18 protein-coding genes and 1 other annotated feature are annotated in these 16303 nt (G+C 39.2%); all 18 genes read right to left on the minus strand.

Annotation, left to right across the window (positions count from 1 at the left end; all coding sequences use genetic code 11):
- Positions 1 to 5 precede the first annotated feature (5 nt).
- The 18 genes from MUA90_RS12335 to MUA90_RS12420 all read right to left on the minus strand — a co-directional run bounded on the left by MUA90_RS12335 (position 6) and on the right by MUA90_RS12420 (position 16302).
- Positions 6 to 611, minus strand: coding sequence for a class I SAM-dependent methyltransferase (locus MUA90_RS12335; RefSeq protein WP_262587220.1), 606 nt, complete (start codon positions 609 to 611; stop codon positions 6 to 8).
- Positions 612 to 895: 284 nt separating this feature from the next.
- On the minus strand, positions 896 to 1264 hold the full coding sequence (rplL, locus tag MUA90_RS12340) for a 50S ribosomal protein L7/L12 (protein ID WP_002481329.1): 369 nt from the start codon (positions 1262 to 1264) through the stop codon (positions 896 to 898).
- A 44-nt stretch (positions 1265 to 1308) separates the two neighbouring features.
- Entirely contained in the window at positions 1309 to 1812 is a 504-nt protein-coding gene (rplJ, locus tag MUA90_RS12345; protein WP_105994723.1) for a 50S ribosomal protein L10, read from the minus strand.
- 47 nt (positions 1813 to 1859) lie between these two features.
- Positions 1860 to 2006: a sequence feature (ribosomal protein L10 leader region), on the minus strand.
- A gap of 142 nt (positions 2007 to 2148) precedes the next feature.
- Positions 2149 to 2844, minus strand: a complete 696-nt coding sequence (rplA, locus tag MUA90_RS12350) for a 50S ribosomal protein L1 (protein ID WP_105994724.1) — start codon at positions 2842 to 2844, stop codon at positions 2149 to 2151.
- 211 nt (positions 2845 to 3055) lie between these two features.
- Positions 3056 to 3478, minus strand: coding sequence for a 50S ribosomal protein L11 (gene rplK / locus MUA90_RS12355; protein ID WP_002481326.1), 423 nt, complete (start codon positions 3476 to 3478; stop codon positions 3056 to 3058).
- 153 nt (positions 3479 to 3631) lie between these two features.
- The gene (gene nusG, locus MUA90_RS12360) at positions 3632 to 4180 is read right to left on the minus strand and encodes a transcription termination/antitermination protein NusG (protein WP_012664220.1); all 549 of its coding nucleotides are present in this window, start codon (positions 4178 to 4180) and stop codon (positions 3632 to 3634) included.
- Between the two features lie 14 nt (positions 4181 to 4194).
- The gene (gene secE, locus MUA90_RS12365; protein ID WP_105994725.1) at positions 4195 to 4392 is read right to left on the minus strand and encodes a preprotein translocase subunit SecE; all 198 of its coding nucleotides are present in this window, start codon (positions 4390 to 4392) and stop codon (positions 4195 to 4197) included.
- Between the two features lie 48 nt (positions 4393 to 4440).
- On the minus strand, positions 4441 to 4584 hold the full coding sequence (rpmG, locus tag MUA90_RS12370; RefSeq protein WP_105994726.1) for a 50S ribosomal protein L33: 144 nt from the start codon (positions 4582 to 4584) through the stop codon (positions 4441 to 4443).
- A gap of 112 nt (positions 4585 to 4696) precedes the next feature.
- A complete protein-coding gene (locus MUA90_RS12375) occupies positions 4697 to 5272 on the minus strand; it encodes an RNA polymerase sigma factor (protein ID WP_262587235.1) in 576 nt (191 codons plus the stop codon).
- Between the two features lie 77 nt (positions 5273 to 5349).
- Complete coding sequence (locus MUA90_RS12380) at positions 5350 to 5880, minus strand: NYN domain-containing protein (RefSeq protein ID WP_105994728.1); 531 nt, start codon at positions 5878 to 5880, stop codon at positions 5350 to 5352.
- 3 nt (positions 5881 to 5883) lie between these two features.
- The gene (gene rlmB, locus MUA90_RS12385) at positions 5884 to 6627 is read right to left on the minus strand and encodes a 23S rRNA (guanosine(2251)-2'-O)-methyltransferase RlmB (RefSeq protein ID WP_105994745.1); all 744 of its coding nucleotides are present in this window, start codon (positions 6625 to 6627) and stop codon (positions 5884 to 5886) included.
- Between the two features lie 5 nt (positions 6628 to 6632).
- Entirely contained in the window at positions 6633 to 7034 is a 402-nt protein-coding gene (locus MUA90_RS12390) for a Mini-ribonuclease 3 (RefSeq protein WP_232166814.1), read from the minus strand.
- Positions 7027 to 8424 (minus strand): cysteine--tRNA ligase, encoded by a 1398-nt coding sequence (cysS, locus tag MUA90_RS12395; protein ID WP_262587243.1) that lies wholly within the window; start codon positions 8422 to 8424, stop codon positions 7027 to 7029. The genes MUA90_RS12390 and cysS overlap by 8 nt, the downstream gene beginning before the upstream one ends.
- Positions 8408 to 9037, minus strand: coding sequence for a serine O-acetyltransferase (gene cysE, locus MUA90_RS12400; RefSeq protein WP_199790696.1), 630 nt, complete (start codon positions 9035 to 9037; stop codon positions 8408 to 8410). The genes cysS and cysE overlap by 17 nt, the downstream gene beginning before the upstream one ends.
- Before the next feature lie 300 nt (positions 9038 to 9337).
- On the minus strand, positions 9338 to 10792 hold the full coding sequence (gltX, locus tag MUA90_RS12405; RefSeq protein WP_262587245.1) for a glutamate--tRNA ligase: 1455 nt from the start codon (positions 10790 to 10792) through the stop codon (positions 9338 to 9340).
- Positions 10793 to 11081: 289 nt separating this feature from the next.
- On the minus strand, positions 11082 to 12146 hold the full coding sequence (locus tag MUA90_RS12410) for a PIN/TRAM domain-containing protein (RefSeq protein WP_262587247.1): 1065 nt from the start codon (positions 12144 to 12146) through the stop codon (positions 11082 to 11084).
- A 29-nt stretch (positions 12147 to 12175) separates the two neighbouring features.
- Complete coding sequence (gene radA / locus MUA90_RS12415; RefSeq protein WP_232166811.1) at positions 12176 to 13546, minus strand: DNA repair protein RadA; 1371 nt, start codon at positions 13544 to 13546, stop codon at positions 12176 to 12178.
- 290 nt (positions 13547 to 13836) lie between these two features.
- Positions 13837 to 16302, minus strand: coding sequence for an ATP-dependent Clp protease ATP-binding subunit (locus MUA90_RS12420; RefSeq protein ID WP_262587249.1), 2466 nt, complete (start codon positions 16300 to 16302; stop codon positions 13837 to 13839).
- Position 16303: the final 1 nt, after the last annotated feature.

Raw genomic sequence — 16303 nt, forward strand, 5'->3', positions numbered from 1 at the left:
AATGGTTAACGCTTGCTTTTTAAAATATAATACCCTTTCTCTTTAGTCAGGGTTTCAACGTTCCCAAAAACAGCTTCCATTTTCTTTTTTGCTGAAGGCATGCCTTGTTTCTTTTGAATCACAACATACAACTCGCCGTCTGCCTTCAACTTCTCATATGCATCTTCTAAAATACCATGGACCACTGACTTTCCTGCCCTGATTGGCGGATTCGTCACAACCATGTCGCATGAATCATCTTGAACTTCAGCTAAACCATCGCTCTCTAAAATAGTGACATTATCAATATGATTCTTTTCACTATTTTCTTTTGCTAGATCCAGTGCACGGTGGTTCACATCCAAGATGATAATTTGATGATGCGGTGATACTTTTGCAATCATCAATCCGATTGGGCCGTAGCCGCAGCCGACATCAACAATGGTTTTGCTCGGTCCTGGCGGATGTTCTTTTAAGAACGTTCGCACAAGCAAATCCGAACCGAAGTCGATTTTCCCTTTTGAAAATACACCGGCATCTGTCACGAGATTCAATTCATTTTGATGATAATGGTATTTAAACGTCTCTTTATGACTTTCAATATTTGGATCTTTGTCGTAATAATGACTCATACTTACACCTCATTGCTTCTCTTTAGAAATCATTTGAGCCTGTTTGTTTCATTCTAAATAAAGGCAAGCACACCCTTTACTCTAAGGATACACATAACATCAGTGTTTTGCTATAAATACCTTTTATTCAAAATTGAACTGCACTCATTAGAAAAACCCCGTTAACTCAATAACGGGGTTTTCATTTCTCAAAGAATTCAGGCTGTGAAACGATGTTTCACGATATTAACAATGGTAATTAGCCTCGTTCTCTTTTCATTTAGTTATTGGCTGTTTAAATAGAATTATTTTAATTCTACAGTTGCGCCAACTTCTTCTAATGTTTCTTTAAGTTTTTCAGCTTCTTCTTTAGGTAAAGCTTCTTTGATTACTTTAGGAGCGTTGTCTACTAATTCTTTAGCGTCTTTTAATCCTAAGCCAGTTGCGTCTTTAACAGCTTTAACAACTTTGATTTTTGATGATCCAGCTGAAGTTAACTCAACGTCAAATTCAGTTTTTTCTGCTGCTGCGTCTCCGCCGCCTGCTGCACCTGCTGCTGCTACTGGAGCTGCTGCAGTTACACCAAATTCTTCTTCGATTGCTTTTACTAAGTCATTTAATTCTAATACTGACATTTCTTTAATTGCTTCAATGATTTGTTCTTGATTAGCCATTATATATTTCCTCCATTTTTTAAATAATTATTTGTGCGTACTGATTATTCAGCGCTTTCTTCTTCTTTTGATTCGCCAACTGCTTTAACTGCATAAGCGAAGTTGCGTACAGGAGCTTGTAATACAGAAAGTAACATAGATACAAGACCGTCGTGAGATGGTAAAGAACCAACAGTTTTAACTTCTTCTGCTGAGATAACACTACCGTCCATCACGCCTGTTTTAATTTCTAAAGCTTCGTGTTCTTTAGCAAATCCAGCAATAACTTTTGCAGGAGCAACTACGTCTTCAGTAGCTGTTGCAATAGCAGTAGGACCTACTAAGAATTCGTCAATACCTTCGATTCCCGCTTGTTCTGCAGCACGACGTAACATAGTGTTTTTGTAAACTTTGTACTCAACACCTGCTTCACGTAATTGTTTACGTAATTCAGTTACTTCAGCTACTGTTAAACCACGGTAATTCACGATTACTGTTGAAACAGAATTTTTAAGTTGATCAGCGATTTGGTCAACTAATTGTTTTTTAGCTTCAATAATTCCAGACATTTAGACACCTCCATATAAATTTTGTTCGGTGCTTTTTATTTGAGCCTTACCCAATAAAAAAAGCACTTTCACCCCACGGCAAAAAGTGCTTGAAAGTTTCATAGTTCACGTTCAAGTCAATTTTAGCCTCGGTAGGATCATTATTTTAAGTTATTTCTAACTCCTACTGTCTTAGGTAAAATAATCACATCAATAAATATAACTGTTACGATGTAATATGTCAATATGTTTTAAAAAAACTAGAGAAAATATTTTTAAAGCCTTGCAGATATAAATCTATACGATTGGCACTGTGCAACTTTAGCATTTTCTCTAGTTCTTAGTTTCATTTATATATTAAAGTTTGAAGCTTGAAGTATCTACTTTAACACCAGGACCCATTGTAGTTGACACTGCAACAGACTTGAAGTAAGTACCTTTAGCTGAAGCTGGTTTAGCTTTTGTTAAAACGTCTTGCAACGCTTTGAAGTTTTCAACTAAGTCTTCAGTACTGAATGATACTTTACCGATTGAAGCGTGGACAATACCAGCTTTCTCAGCACGGTATTCTACTTTACCTGCTTTGATTTCTTCAACCGCTTTTTTAACGTCCATTGTTACTGTGCCAGTTTTAGGGTTAGGCATTAAACCTTTAGGTCCTAATACACGACCTAATTTACCAACTTCGCCCATCATGTCCGGTGTAGCTACTACTACATCGAAATCGAACCAGCCTTGTTGGATTTTAGTTGCGTATTCTGATTCGCCTACGTAATCTGCGCCAGCTTCTTGAGCTTCAGTCGCTTTATCACCTTTCGCGAATACTAATACACGTTGAGTTTTACCAGTTCCGTGCGGTAATACTACCGCACCACGGATTTGCTGGTCGTTTTTACGAGTATCGATACCTAAACGGAATGCTACTTCAACAGAAGCATCGAAGTTTGCAACGCTAGTTTCTTTAGCTAAGCTGATTGCATCTTCAACACCGTAATATTCATTACGGTCAACTTTTTTAGCAGCTTCTAGATACTTTTTACCTTTTTTAGCCATTTATATTTTCCTCCTTTAGTGGTTTTAGCGGAATGTCCTCCCACATTACTTGCTATCGCAAGTTAAGAGCAGATGACGCCATAATTGTTCGCAACATGTTTCATTGGATTCACTTATTTGTCATCTGCCGCATTTGTTTCAAGTTTCTAATTGTTATTCGTTTTCGTTTAATAAGTACTCAATTTGCATTGAGTTGCTTATAAGTACGCTATTATTCTACAGTGATACCCATACTACGTGCAGTACCTTCGACAATACGCATTGCCGCTTCAATATCTGCCGCGTTTAAGTCAGGCATTTTTGTTTCAGCGATTTCACGTACTTGATCTTTAGTTACTGTAGCAACTTTGTTTTTGTTAGGTTCACCAGAACCTTTGTCAACGCCAGCTGCTTTTTTAAGTAGTACTGGAGCCGGTGGAGTTTTTGTAATGAATGTAAATGAACGGTCTTCATATACACTGATTTCTACCGGAATGATTAAACCTGCTTGTTCTTGTGTTCTCGCGTTGAATTCTTTACAGAATCCCATAATGTTCACACCTGCTTGACCTAATGCTGGACCAACTGGTGGTGCTGGGTTCGCTTTACCTGCAGGAATTTGCAATTTAACTACTTTTTCTACTTTTTTAGCCACGATGTACACCTCCTTGATATCGTGATGTGGTCACAGGGCTCAGTTTTGCCCTCCCACTCTTAAAACATTTCGTGACGAAATGGCCGCCTTCTTCCAAAGCACGACCATAATATTATATCATTGAAAAAATGTAAAATCAATACCTGAATTGCATTACAATTTTTCGATTTGATCAAACTCTACTTCTACAGGAGTTTCTCTGCCAAACATATCTACTAATACTGTAAGTTTGAATTTGTCTGCTTCAATCTCTTGAACTTCACCGACTTGGTTGGCAAATGGGCCGGATTTGATACGTACTTGCTCTCCGACTTCGACTTCTACATCGATAGTTTTTTCTTTCATTCCCATTTGTTTCAAAATAAAGCGAACTTCATCCGGCAGCAGCGGGTTAGGTTTTGATCCAGCACCTGCTGAACCGACAAAGCCTGTAACACCTGGTGTATTTCTTACGACATACCAAGACTCATCTGTCATGACTAATTCCACTAATACATAACCAGGGAATGTCTTTTTCGTTAATTTCTTCGCTTTACCGTCTTTAACTTGTGTTTCCTCTTCTTCTGGTATGACAACTCTGAAAATCTGTTCTGTCATATTCATTGATTCAACACGTTTCTCTAAATTTTTCTTAACTTTATTTTCGTAGCCAGAGTAAGTATGCACGGCATACCAACGCTTTGCTCCAACTTCTTCAGACATGCTGTCACTCCTCATTAACTAATTAATTCTATTAATCTACCGATTCCCAAATCTAAGGCATAGAAGAAGATTAAGAAAAATATTACTGTAACAATTACAATAGTTGTATATTTTACGAGTTCTGGTCCAGTCGGCCAGCTCGTCTTCTCCATCTCAGATATAACGCCTTTGAAGAAACTTTCTTTCGGTGTTTTGTTTTTATCTTCAGCCATTGTCGTACCTCCAATTAATCATTAATTTCATCTTGGCCTTAAGAGCAATTACTTCGATTCCTTGTGTATTGTATGCGCATTGCATTTTTTGCAATACTTCTTCAACACGAGTCTTTCTGCAAGGTTGCTGTTTTTTGGTACGGTATAGTTTCTATTGCCGCAAATTTCACAGTTAAGCGGGACTTTCTTCATAATACCTTCACCTTACCTATATTAAATACTCACTAACTATACATAAGAAACCCTCAAATTGTCAAACGTCTAGTGAATTGTAAGTTGTATCTATAAGTGTAACGAAATGCACTTAACTATCCAATAATTCATGCATTTTGCGCAGCTTCGTTTTACTTCGGTGCAATGCATTATAAACCGTTTTTTCACTAATGCCCATCGCTTTTGCTGTTTCACTTGGGGAATAATCATCCAACATATATTGTACTACTTCTTGCTCTAATTTGCTTAATTTCTTGCAGCAGTTCATAAGAATTTCTATACGCTCTTTTAAAATAAGCTGTTCTTCTATTGAAGGACGCGCACTGCGGTAAACACTTTTTGCTTCTTCAATTAAGTGCTCTTGCTGAAGTTTTAAACGTTCTTGCTTTCGGTAGTAATCATATTTAGATGTTTTGACAAGCCGATTGAAGTAATGCTCGAAGGGTGTCGCTTCGATGATTTTAAAGTGATGAATATTTCTGCTGATTCTAATGGAGATATCTTGCAACAAGTCTTCGCAATCATGCGGTGCAATTGATGTATGCATAACACGCCTGCAAATTTCAGGGTGCAGCTTTTTCAGCAGTTTATGCATTGCTTGTGCATCCTGTGCTTGTACAAGTTGTATTAAAGGGACAATGTCTTGAGGAAATGGAGTTTTCTGCATCGCTGTAAGTTCTATCCTTTCATAAAAGTGAACTTATCATAGCGGACTGCTTATCAAATAAGCAAGATACAGAAAACTTATTTTTCATTGTCTCCTCTTCTGATTTTTTCAAATTCTGATAACACTTCATCAGAAAGCTGAATACGTGTACGCGGTTTGTTATTATTGAACGTCTTCATGGTCGAACTGACACTTGCTTCGCTTAATTTGATGTTTTGCCACATTTCTCTGGATGAAATACGGTATGCACCTGTTCCGAATATAGCGTGCTGTTCGCTCAGATCACTCGTCACAACCGCAATATGGGTTGTATGTTTGTCATATAACCCATATACAAAGCGCTCAATAAAGCTGTCGGCTGTTTCGTTTTCTTTCGTAAAAATCGTTCTTACGCCATGATAATAGAACTCGCTTTCAGTACCTTCTTGTTCATACGCATCAAAAACACAAATGACTTCGTCTGCCACAGTCGCATTGTAATTACCAATGGCCAGTAATAACTTCTCCCTTGCTTCCTCTAAATTTTCTTTTGCAAGATTAGACAAAGCGGTACTGTGGCCAATCATATTGTAGCCGTCGATGATTAGATAACGGTCCTTATTCTTCATAACTTACTCTCCAACCGGATGACGTTTGCGATAAATTTCGTACATCATCAAACTTGCCGCTACAGATGCATTTAAGCTGTTGATATGCCCTACCATTGGTATTTTAATATAAAAGTCGCACTTCTCTTTGACAAGACGGCTCATGCCATGGCCTTCATTGCCGATTACAATTGCGATCGGCATATCTGCACTCATTTGACGGTAGTCTGTTGCGTTATCAGCTGCAGTTCCGGCAATCCAGTAGCCTTCTTCTTTCAATTTATCCATTGTTTGGGCTAAATTGGTAACACGTGTGACCGGTATATGCTGAATCGCACCTGCAGATGCCTTAGCTACTGTTTGCGTTAAAGCCACTGAACGGCGCTTAGGAATAATGACACCATCTACTCCGGCCGCATCTGCTGTTCTTAGAATCGATCCTAAATTATGCGGATCTTCCAGGCCGTCTAACAACATTAAAGTCGGCAGATGATCTTGTGCTTTCAATTTTGCTAACAAGTCATCCAGCTCAACATATTCATAGGGCGCAACGAGGGCCGCAACACCTTGGTGCGGTGCTTCAGCTAATCCATCTAATTTCGTTTTTGGTACGGTTTGCACGATTAATTTTTGCTTTTTTGCATTTTTTAAGATTTCATCAAGTTGTTGCTTTTTTACACCATCTTGAATCAGAATCTTATTGATTGGATGCCCAGAAGTAATCGCTTCTTTAACGGCATGTCTTCCTACAATCACTGAATCTTCCACATCCATCACACCCTTTCTTCTACTTCAGATACAATACGACAAAGCAAAGCTTCAAGGCGCTCTGTACGGCCTTCTAGGTATAAGAAGCCGATAACAGCTTCCAGCCCTGAACTTTTGCGGTAAGTCTGAATATCTGTATTTTTTGCTTTGGTATGGCTTTTCGCATTGCGGCCTCTGCGAACAATTTCCAACTCTTCTTCAGTCAGCCACTCTGCTTCGATTAAGCTTTCCAACGTCAGTGCTTGGCTTTTCGCCGAAACAAAACGTTTAGCCTGCTGATGCAAACGATTAGGTTTAGCACGCAGCTTTAAGATAATGTGCTGTCTGACATATTGGTCTAAAACTGCATCCCCCATATATGCGAGTGATAAGGGGTTCAGCAGTTTAATATTTTGCGCATTATCCACGTTTGAATCTCACACCTTGCGGCGTATCTTCAAGAATAATATTTTTCGCTTTTAATTCATCGCGGATTTCATCAGCACGCGCATAATCTTTATTTTTTCGTGCTTCATTACGTTCTTCGATTAATGCTTCGATTTCTTCATCTAACAATTCTTCTTGTTTGCCTTTTAACGGTACACCTAAAACATCGCTGAAGATTTGGAAGACTTCTTTGAAACGTGCGATGACTTTTTTAGATGTCGTATTTTCCATGACATATTTATTCGCTAATTTTGCTAAGTCATACCAAGTTGTAATCGCATTCGCTGTGTTGAAGTCATCGTCCATCACTGTTTCAAATTGTTCTAACAATGCATCCACTTGTTCGATATATTCTGATTGATCTTCGATATCAGATGCAATCGCTTCTCTTTCTTCTAAAGCTTGATAACTATTGCGGATACGTTCTAATCCTGCTTTCGCTGATTCTACTAACTCCATATTGTAGTTGATTGGACTGCGGTAATGTACGCTGATCATGAAGAAACGCAGTACATCCGGGTCTACTTCTTTAATGATGTCGTGTACTAATACGAAGTTGCCTAATGATTTACTCATTTTTTCATTGTTGATATTGATGAAACCATTATGCATCCAATAGTTCGCAAAAGGCGCATGGTTATGTGCTTCAGATTGTGCGATTTCGTTTTCGTGGTGAGGGAATTGCAAGTCGCTGCCCCCTGCGTGAATATCGATTGTTTCGCCTAATTCATGGTATGCCATAACAGAGCATTCGATATGCCAGCCTGGACGACCTTTGCCGAATGGGCTGTCCCAGCTGATTTCGCCCGGTTTTGCTTTTTTCCATAATGTGAAGTCTAACGCATCTTCTTTTTGCTCGCCTGATTCAATACGTGCACCGACTTTTAAGTCATCAATAGATTGGTGGCTGAGTTTGCCGTAGCCTTCAAACTTGCGTGTTCTGAAGTATACGTCGCCTTCACTTTCGTAAGCATAACCTTGGTCCACGAGGTTTTGAATAAATTGGATGATATCATCCATATGATTCATAACACGCGGATTAGATGTTGCTTTTTTAACGTTCAATGCGCCTGTATCTTCGTAGAACGCTTTAATATAACGGTCTGCGATTTCAGGCACACTTTCGTTTAATTCTTTTGAACGTTTGATTAATTTGTCATCCACATCCGTGAAGTTAGATACATAGTTCACATCGTAGCCTTTATATTCAAAATAGCGGCGGACTACGTCGTAGTTGATAGCTGGACGCGCATTCCCAATATGAATATAGTTGTAAACCGTCGGACCGCAGACATACATTTTAACTTTGCCTTCTTCTAAAGGCTTAAACGGTTCTTTTTGTCTTGTTAATGTATTATATAATGTAATCATCTTGAATCTCTCCATTCTTAACTTGCTCTAGTTGTTTCTCTAATTGTTTCATTTGTTCGTAAATTGGGTCTGGTAAGTTGAGATGGTCGAAGTTTTTACCAATACGTTTGCCATGTTGTTTTACAATATGACCAGGAATACCGACTACCGTTGAATAACTTGGTACATTCGTTAATACCACTGAGTTTGCGCCGATATTGACGTTTGAATCTACTTTGATATTGCCTAAAATTTTTGAACCCGCTGCAATCAACACGTTATCTCCGATATCAGGGTGACGTTTACCTTTCTCTTTACCTGTACCGCCGAGTGTGACACCTTGGTAAATTGTTACATTATCGCCGATTGTACAAGTTTCGCCGATAACCACTCCCATACCATGGTCAATAAATAAACGTTTGCCTATTTTGGCACCGGGGTGAATTTCAATCCCAGTGAAAAAGCGTGATACTTGTGAAATAATACGTGCAGCAACGTAGTGCTTTTTATTATAAAGTTTGTGTGCCAGCAAGTGATTCCATACTGCATGCAATCCTGCATAAGTTGTCACAACCTCAAATGACGTCTTAGCCGCAGGATCTTGTTCGAATACCATTTTTATATCGTCTCTCATTCTTTTAAACAAGTTATTCCCCTCCTATATATAACGAAAGCACCTCTAACAACTTAATGTCAGAGGTGCTTCGCACGGTTCCACTCTTCTTCAGTATGCGTGATACAAATGTTTCAAGGCATACTCTCTCAAATCCCGTATTTATCATTGTCTGAACCAAGGTGCATTCAATAACGCTCAAGATGTGCTCGCAGCAGCCGCACACTCTCTGGACTTGAAACTTTATTTACTAATCCTCAGTAATTACTTCTAATAATAGGTGGTTTGCGTTGAAAATTCAAGCAGTGTCCCCCATCGAAATTATAGATATTTTTTTAAACGGTTCAGTACTTTTTCTTTACCTAATACTTCAATCGTATTCGGTAATTCCGGACCATGCATTGATCCTGTTACTGCAACACGAATCGGCATAAATAATTGTTTGCCTTTAATACCTGTTTCTTTTTGAACTTCTTTGATTGTTTTTTTGATTTCAGCCGCTTCAAACGGTTCTAACGCTTCTAACTTGCCGTATAAATGTTCAATAAGTTCTGGCACTTGTTCACCGTTGATAACTTCTTGTTCTTCTTCGCCTAACTCGATTTCGTCTCTGAAGAAGATTTCAGAAAGCGGTACGATTTCACCTGCATAGCTCATTTCTTTTTGGTATAAACCGATTAATTTGCGACCCCAGTCTAAATCTTTTTCAGATGGTGATTCTGGAATCAATCCTGCATTAATTAAATGCGGCAATGCAAGTTCGAAGACTGTTTCTGAGTCTTTTTGTTTCATGTATTGGTTGTTAACCCAAGCTAATTTTTTCTTATCGAAGAATGCTGGTGATTTTTGCAAACGATTTTCATCGAATAATTTAATGAATTCTTCTCTAGAGAAAATTTCTTCTTCGCCTTCAGGTGACCAGCCAAGCAATGTAATGAAGTTGAATAATGCTTCCGGCAAGTAGCCTAAGTCGCGATATTGTTCGATGAATTGAAGGATTTGACCATCACGTTTACTTAATTTTTTACGTTGTTCGTTCACGATTAATGAAATGTGGCCGAAACGCGGCGGTTCCCAACCAAATGCTTCATAAATCATTAATTGTTTAGGTGTGTTTGAAACATGGTCATCACCGCGGATAACGTCAGAGATTTCCATGTAGTGGTCATCTGCAGCTACTGCGAAGTTGTAAGTCGGAACACCGTCTTTTTTCACAATAACCCAGTCGCCGATGTTGTCTGATTCAAATGATACTTCGCCTTTAACCATATCATCGAATTTATAGACTTTGCCTTTTGGTACACGGAAACGAATTGCCGGAAGACGTCCTTCTGCTTCGAATGCTTCTCTTTCTTCTTGTGTTAAATGAGCATGTTTACCTGCATAGCGCGGTGTTTCTCCGCGTGCAATTTGGCATTCGCGTTCCGCTTCTAATTCTTCTTCAGTCATATAGCATTTATATGCTTTATCTTCTGCTAATAATTGTTCTACTAAAGGATCGTAGAATTTACCACGTTCAGATTGACGATACGGACCATAACCATTGTCTTTATCAACAGATTCGTCCCAATCAAGACCTAACCATTTCAAGTTGCTGAATTGTGAAGATTCGCCGTCTTCTAAGTTACGTTTTTTATCCGTATCCTCAATACGTACAATAAAGTCTCCATCATAATGTTTAGCAAATAAATAGTTGAATAGTGCTGTTCTAGCGTTTCCGATATGCAAGTAACCTGTTGGACTCGGTGCATATCTGACTCTTACGCGATCACTCATTATTTCGTTCACTCCTGTATTTTTAGATTATTAAAAAGAAAGCGGCAAAATGTCCGTACATTTTTATACTTCCTTTTGAGATAGTGATTAATCAGAAAATGCTTGATTATCGTTTGCAAGACAAGGTCAAAAACCTGTGTATCGGCATGACTTTGACTGACAAGAAATAGCCAGGCAATTCTGTACCCATTCTTACTTATTGTAGCATTACAAGCCGTATTTGGTAAGCCCATTGCTTCAACTAAACGGCTGTAAATGCATCCTTGTTCCATGTGAAACAATAAACAAACTAGCGTTTCATCAATTTCGCAAAGACGATACGTCCTGATGATGTTTGCAGAATGCTTGTGATTTCAATATCGACATGCTGGCCGACGAATGTTTTAGCATCATCAATTACCACCATTGTGCCATCCTCTAAATAGCCGACACCTTGTCCCGGCTCTTTACCTATTTTCGTCAATAAGAGGTTGATTTGATCCCCTTGACGTACAGTAGGCTTCACTGCTTCTGACAAGTCGTTGACATTCAGTACTTTAATGCCTTGCACACGTGAAATTTTATTTAAATTAAAGTCTGTCGTAATCAAGTCTGCTTTGTATTTATGTGCCAGTTTAATCAATAAAGCGTCGATATCATTATATGATTTTTGCGGATGCACTACTTGTGAAGGATGATCTGCGTCATGAATTTTATTCAAGATATCCAAACCTCTTTGGCCTTTCTCTCTTTTGACGCTGTCTGTCGAATCTGCGACCACTTGCAGCTCATTGATTACACCTTGAGGAATCAAGATTTCACCGTCAAAGAAACCGCATTGAATCACATCTAAAATTCTGCCGTCGATCACAGCGCTGGTATCGATAATTTTCGGTGTTGCGCGCAGTGCGTTCATAGAAGCTGAACGTGCCATCTTTTCTGGCAGGAATGCTAACATCTCATCCCTTTTCTTCAAGCCGAACTGGAACCCTAAATAACTTAAAAAGACTGTAATGATAATAGGTAGGACATGAAGGAACAGTGATGAACCTATAATATTTAAAATAAAGGCAATCATTACAGAAATAAAGAGTCCCATAATCAATCCGATTGCCGCAAATAGAATTTCAACAGCACTGTGACGCATAATAAACACTTCTAATCGACGCAGTGTCCGCGTGATTTTCGGTATTAACAAACCGAAAATGATAAAGAAGCCGATAATTCCTAATAATGCTGCGATATACTTGTTTGTCAGCCATGGATACGTATGTACCAAATTCGTATCTTTCGCAATATCAGGAATAATCAAAATGCCTAAGCTGATTCCCAAAATGAAATAGCTTATGGTGACAATTGTCTTTATAATATTCATCTGATAGCCCCCTTTCTTTATATTTGGTATCAGCTTTTCATCAATGCAAAATTCAATGCTTCATGCACACTGGTTACACCGATGACTTGAATATTGTCAGGGAAATCCCAACCTCCTATATTTGTTTTAGGAATAATAACACGTTTAAATCCGAGTTTCGCTGCCTCTTGCACACGTTGTTCAATACGTGATACACGACGTACTTCCCCCGTTAAACCAACCTCACCGACAAAGCAATCCATACCATTGACCGGCTGGTCTTTGAAGCTGGATGCGACTGCTGCGATGATAGCCAAGTCGACTGCAGGTTCTGTCAGACGTACACCGCCTGCCACTTTAACGTACGCATCTTGCTGCTGAAGCAGGTAGCTTTCTTTCTTCTCTAAGACCGCCATCAGCAAGTTCAAGCGGTTATGATCAATTCCAGTCGCCATACGTCTCGGGTTATTGAATGTCGTCGGTGTGACTAAGGCTTGTACTTCAATTAATAAAGGACGTGTTCCTTCCATAGTCGGTACAATCGTTGAACCCGCAACATTCGTTGAGCGTTCTTCTAAAAACATTTCTGAAGGGTTTTTGACTCCTTTTAAACCGCTGTGTTTCATTTCGAAAATACCCATTTCATTGGTTGAACCGAAACGGTTTTTCACTGCACGCAAAATTCTGTATGCATGGTGTTCATCGCCTTCGAAGTATAAGACGGTATCCACCATATGTTCTAATAAACGCGGTCCGGCAATTTGACCTTCTTTGGTCACGTGACCCACGATAAAGGTCGCAATGTTCATCTGTTTTGCGATTCCCATCAAGATTTGCGTACTTTCTCTGACTTGCGATACTGAACCTGGTGCTGAACTGATATCAGGATGATAGACAGTTTGAATAGAGTCTACTACGACTAAATCAGGCTGTGTTTGTTTTACAGCCTCTTTAATCACTTCTAAATCCGTTTCCGCAAATACATTCAATTGACTTGAATCTTCTTCTAAGCGATCTGCACGCAATTTCGTTTGGTTCAGTGATTCCTCACCGGTAATATATAATACTTTCTTATTTTGAGATAATGCAGAACAAATCTGCAGCAGCAATGTAGATTTCCCGATACCCGGGTCGCCGCCGATAAGCACCAGCGAACCTTGTACAATGCCTCCGCCCAAGACACGATCAAATTCAGGCGAGCTCGTGTGGATACGCGGTGTCGTTTCATGCTGCACTTGATTTAATTTTGTTACTTTAGCTGTTTGTTCGCGTGTACGCATCCCTCTGCCGCTGGGTGCTTCTTTTTGAGAGATTACCTCTTCCATTTGGTTCCAAGCTCCGCAATTCGGGCATTTCCCCATCCATTTCGGTGATTGGTAACCACAAGCCATACACTCGAATGTCACTTTCTTTTTCGCCAAATTTACACCACCTATTTTTATGTGAAAAACATATCTATTTTACCGCTTTATGCATTTAAATGCTATTAATGATTGCTTTACTATTTTATACCTGAATCCTGTCCGCTCACAATCATAAATAGTATGATTTAAAATAATCATATCAGATTTCTTTGCGGTCACATATTATAACACCTTTAACCGATTATAACCCCAAAATATAAAAAGACTCCCTTTAAGCAGCACTGATTTCAGCCGCTGCTTAAAAAGGAGCCTTTGCTCAACAAATACTGATATTACTTCAACATCGCTTATGCTTTTGTTGCTGTAGTTTCAGTTTCATCTGTTTTGCGATCATTAATATTATATTCGAATTTTTCACCGTTATGGTCCACTACAACATCTTTGCCTTCTAATTGGTTGCCGTCTAAGATCAAATCACTTAAGTTATCTTCAACTGTTTTTTGAATTGCTCTGATCAATGGACGTGCACCGTATTGAGGGTCATAACCTTCTTCAGCGATTTTTTCTTTCGCTGCTTCAGTTACTTCAATATTAATATCTTGTTCAGATAAACGATCTGTAAGCTGGTTGACCATTTTCGTAACGATTTCTTTCAATTCAGCTTTATCAAGTTTGTGGAAGACAATGATATCATCGACACGGTTTAAGAACTCTGGACGGAACGCATTTTTCAGTTCTTTCAACATTGTACTGCGGATTGTTTCATAGTCCGCACCTTCATCATTACCGCCGCCGAAACCAGCGAAGCGTTGATCTTGAAGTTCTTGTGCGCCGACGTTTGAAGTCATGATAATCACTGTATTGCGGAAGTCTACACGACGTCCTTTTGTATCCGTTAAGAAACCATCATCTAAAACTTGAAGCATGATGTTGAATACATCAGGGTGTGCTTTTTCGACTTCGTCGAATAAGATAACTGAGTAAGGTTTGCGTCTTACTTTTTCAGTTAATTGGCCGCCGTCATCATGACCTACATAGCCCGGAGGCGCTCCGACTAAACGACTCACTGCGTGTTTTTCCATGAATTCACTCATGTCGACACGAATCATTGCATCTTCGTCTCCGAACATTGATTCTGCTAATGCGCGTGCTAATTCAGTTTTACCTACACCTGTCGGTCCTAAGAAGATGAAGCTTCCGATTGGACGTTTAGGGTCTTTAAGACCTGCACGTGCACGACGTACTGCTTTACTGATTGAAGTCACAGCATCTTTTTGACCAATTACACGTTTGTGCAATGTGTCTTCTAAGTTAAGCAGACGTTCAGATTCTGTTTCGTTCAAGCGTGTTAATGGAATGCCTGTCCATCCGGCAATGACTTCAGCGATATCATTTTCTGTTAATGATGTGTTAGAACCGCCTTGTGCATTTTTCCATTCATTTTTCGCTTCTTCATATTGTTTTTCTAATTTTGTTTGTTTATCGCGAAGGTTCGCAGCGTTTTCGAATTCTTGTGAATGTACTGCTGCGTCTTTTTCATTTTTAACTTTTTCAATTTCTTGTTCGATTTCTTTCAAGTTTGAAGGTGTTGTATGACTTTTCAGTCTTACTTTTGAACTTGCTTCATCGATTAAGTCGATTGCTTTGTCTGGTAAGAAACGATCTGAAACATAACGGTCGCTTAAACGCGCAGCTGCTTCAACCGCTTCATCAGAAATATTAATACGGTGATGCGCTTCGTAACGATCGCGTAAACCTTTTAAGATAGCAATTGTATCTTCAACTGTCGGTTCATCAACTTGTACAGGTTGGAAACGACGTTCTAATGCTGCATCTTTTTCAATGTGTTTACGGTATTCATCTAATGTTGTTGCACCGATTGCTTGCAGTTCACCGCGTGCTAATGCTGGTTTTAAGATATTTGAAGCATCAATAGCACCTTCAGCACCGCCGGCACCGATTAATGTGTGCAATTCATCGATGAATAAGATAACGTTGCCTGCTTGGTGAATTTCTTCCATAACTTTTTTCAATCTTTCTTCGAATTCACCGCGGTATTTTGTACCGGCAACAACTGTACCCATATCAAGAGACATTACACGTTTGCCTTTTAATGTTTCTGGTACTTCATTATTTACGATTGCTTGTGCTAAGCCTTCAGCAATTGCTGTTTTACCTACCCCTGGTTCACCAATCAATACTGGGTTGTTTTTAGTACGGCGGCTTAATACTTCAATGACACGTGTAATTTCTTTATCGCGTCCGACAACCGGATCTAATGTGCCGTCTTTTGCGATGACTGTTAAGTCGCGTGCCAAGCCGTCTAACGTAGGTGTGTTATTTGATTTAGCAGCTTGTGCATTTTTATTGCTCATTTCAGGACTGCCAAGTGCTTTAACCACTTGTGCGCGTGCTTTTGTAATATTTAAATCCAAGTTTGCGAATACACGTGCAGCTACACCTTCGTTTTCGCGGATTAAACCAAGCAGGATATGCTCTGTTCCGACGAAGTTATGGTGTAATTTGCGTGCTTCGTCCATTGAAAGTTCAATGACTTTCTTAGCTCTTGGTGTATAGTGCAATGTACCGATTTGTTCTTGGCCTTGACCGATCAGTTTTTCAACTTCTGATACAACCAAGTCTTCTGTAATACCGAAACTTTCTAATACTTTTGCTGCAATACCCTCAGGTTCTTTCATTAATCCAAGCAGCAAGTGTTCCGTTCCGATATTTGAGTGATTCAAACGAATCGCTTCTTCTTGTGCATGTGCTAATACACGTTGTGCACGTTCTGTTAATCTGCCGAATAACATA

The organism is Staphylococcus sp. IVB6181 (assembly GCF_025561445.1).
In the GTDB taxonomy this organism is placed as follows: domain Bacteria; phylum Bacillota; class Bacilli; order Staphylococcales; family Staphylococcaceae; genus Staphylococcus; species Staphylococcus simulans_B.